Source organism: Vibrio sp. 10N.222.46.A1, assembly GCF_041473595.1.
Taxonomy (GTDB): Bacteria; Pseudomonadota; Gammaproteobacteria; order Enterobacterales; family Vibrionaceae; genus Vibrio; species Vibrio tasmaniensis_A.
In genome coordinates this window covers 1-2,608 of the sequence record NZ_JBFRSN010000260.1, presented here as the reverse complement: position 1 = coordinate 2,608, position 2,608 = coordinate 1, and the positions used below count along the sequence as shown (strand labels likewise).

The 2,608-nt window shown below is 43.9% G+C and carries 2 protein-coding genes; both read right to left on the bottom strand.

What is annotated here, in order from left to right:
- Window positions 1-36 precede the first annotated feature (36 nt).
- Window positions 37-1,095 carry a hypothetical protein gene (locus AB4496_RS09020; protein ID WP_032555010.1) on the bottom strand — a complete coding sequence of 353 codons (1,059 nt, stop codon included), beginning with the start codon at window positions 1,093-1,095 and terminating at the stop codon, window positions 37-39.
- 87 nt (window positions 1,096-1,182) lie between these two features.
- Entirely contained in the window at window positions 1,183-2,514 is a 1,332-nt protein-coding gene (locus AB4496_RS09015; RefSeq protein ID WP_009844967.1) for an anaerobic sulfatase maturase, read from the bottom strand.
- Window positions 2,515-2,608: the final 94 nt, after the last annotated feature.

Genomic DNA, 2,608 nt, shown 5'->3' with positions numbered 1-2,608 from the left:
TTTCATAAGCGGCTTATCTATTTACTCATTCAAATATTATGAGCTTGGCGCGACTCGTTTCTCTTTCAACTGTTCAATAACATAATCAGGAGCCACTTTACCTAGCTCACCCAAGCAATCATCTGTTTTTTCATTGCCATAGCGTACATAAATATCGCATACCACGTATAACTGTTCTGGAGAGCCAGAGATCAAATACGCTTTCTCGAACGATTTAGTCGATTTGTCGATATCCAGCTCTTCTTGTAGTACCCCATTCAAGTACCAGTAGTAGCTGTTATCTTTTGCAAGTTCTGCTGCTACTTCAATCTCTTTGGCTGCTGCTGCCTTGTCTTCAAGGCGAACCAAAGTTAATGATTTAGAATAGTGCATCGCTGCATTGTCCGGCACGTTCTTCAAACCACGATCCAACACCTCGACCGCTTGTTGATCTTTATTCTGAGCTCGGAAGTTATCCGCGTAGCTCAGCCAAACTTGAGGGTCTTTCTGGTGAGTATTAATCAACTCAAGATAAATCGTTTCCGCTTTATCCCATTCATTGTGCCAACGGAGCACGTCAGCGAACAACAATTGAAACTTTTCAGATTCTTGTGATTCCAAGAATGTTATTAACTCAGCGACAGGTTGTTCGATTTGTGCTTTCTGTTCTTTATCTAACGTATTGTAATCACGAACTAAGTTCGATGTTGCTGAATGACGAACCATAGAGTCTGTATCGCTCAGCAAAGGCGAAACTAACGCCCAACGATGCTCAAGTTGATATGGCGAAGAACCGATAATCGAAGCCTCACGAACTTCAGGGTTTTGATCTTTCAAACCTCTTGCCACCGCCACCAGCGCATTCTGGCTTGGATATGAAGCAAGCTCTTGCAGTGCACCAGTACGATTTTCAACAGATTGATTTTGATCTTGTGCCATGTAAGACAACTGTTGAATACGGGTTTGAGTGTCCGTCATTTCGAGCACTTGATTGATATTTTGTGCCGGTGCGTCAACAGTTTGCTGAACGCTATTCGCTGCCATCGCAGACGTTGAAATCAATGCGGACGTTGAAACTAATAGAGCAACAGCCGTCGCTAAACTCTTCTTCATCATAGTATTACCTTAAACTGGAGAACTTAGCCTGTCCTTAGACTCGTATCTGATTAAATTTGTCTTGGACCTGTTGACCCAAAAAACGAGTTAAAACTTGGTCTCGAACGTAGTTTGTTGCGCCTGTTTTGCACGATGTGCCATCAATACTGAATCACTGAATTTGCCATGAGCAACCGGATGCCCCATCGCACGAGCGATATAAGCCATCGACTTGTCGACATGAGAAAAGAACTTGTGCCAACCTGCACATAAGTAGTTCAAGCCCGGTTCGCCTGCGCGAGTTTTGATAAAGCGGTTTTTAGGACATTCACCATGACAAGCAAACTTGTAATCACACTGCTGACATTGACTGGTCATTGTGCGTGATTTAGCGAAACCAAACTTTTGCTGTGGTGCGCTGTACGCTAAATCATCAAGCTTCTCGTGGTGGATATTGCCAATTTTGTATTCAGGGTAAACGTAGTGGTCACAAGAGAACACATCACCGTTTGGCTCCATCGCTAGGCCTTTACCGCAGATCTCATTCAGAGTGCAAAGCGGATTCGGACGACCAATCCACGTTTCTAAGCTCGCTTCAAAATACTGAACGAACACTTTACCGATGTCGTTCTTCGCCCACTCATCAAACACAGAGATCAGGAAGTTACCCCAAGCTAAATCCGACACACACCACGATTCCATGATCGAGTCTTTATGGCCGGGGATCAGGCGTTTTTCGCCTTGTTTTAGCTGCTCACTCACTTGGGATGTTTGTGGCGCAACCGTTCTAAAGGTTTTCTGTTCAACGATAGGAATAAACTGCATTTGTGGAGACTTCACCACATCACGTAGGAAGCGATACACCTCAAGTGCATTTTGACTGGTGAGGTTATTCACACAAGTCAACGTTGCAAATTTAACTTGATGTTTGTGCAGCAACTCAACCGCCGCCATCACTTGTTTGAATGTGCCACGGCCTGCTCTGTTAACACGATACGCATTGTGCAGCATTTCAGGACCTTCAATACTCAAGCCGATCAGGAAGTTATTCTTTGCTAAGAATCGGCCCCAATCGTCATTGAGCAGTGTGCCATTGGTTTGCAGATCGTTTGAGATCAACACACCTTCAGGTCGGTACTTTTTCTGTAGTTCAACCACTCTTTCAAAGTACGCTAAACCCAGCATAGTTGGCTCGCCGCCCTGCCATGAGAAGATAATTTCAGGCGTGTTTTGACCTTCGATATATTGTCGGATGTAGGTTTCTAGCGTCTCATCATCCATTCTCGGAGAACTGCCTTTCTTGTACTCCAACAAATCTTGCTTACTTAGGTAATAACAATATTTACAGTCGATGTTGCACGCTGCGCCAATTGGCTTAGCCATAACATGCAAGCGTTTAGACGCTTTACCATTGTATTGTGGACCTTGAGTAATGTGCATGATTTATCTACCTATCTTAGTGTCTGTAGCCATCATAATGCCTATTTCAATCAGTGGCATGTTATACCCTTTATAACCAATAGGAATGACCTTA

Bases quoted from the DNA above. Each gene is read 5' to 3' on its own strand.
- AB4496_RS09020 (WP_032555010.1), bottom strand. From the start codon at position 1,095: ATGATGAAGAAGAGTTTAGCGACGGCTGTTGCTCTATTAGTTTCAACG.
- AB4496_RS09015 (WP_009844967.1), bottom strand. From the start codon at position 2,514: ATGCACATTACTCAAGGTCCACAATACAATGGTAAAGCGTCTAAACGC.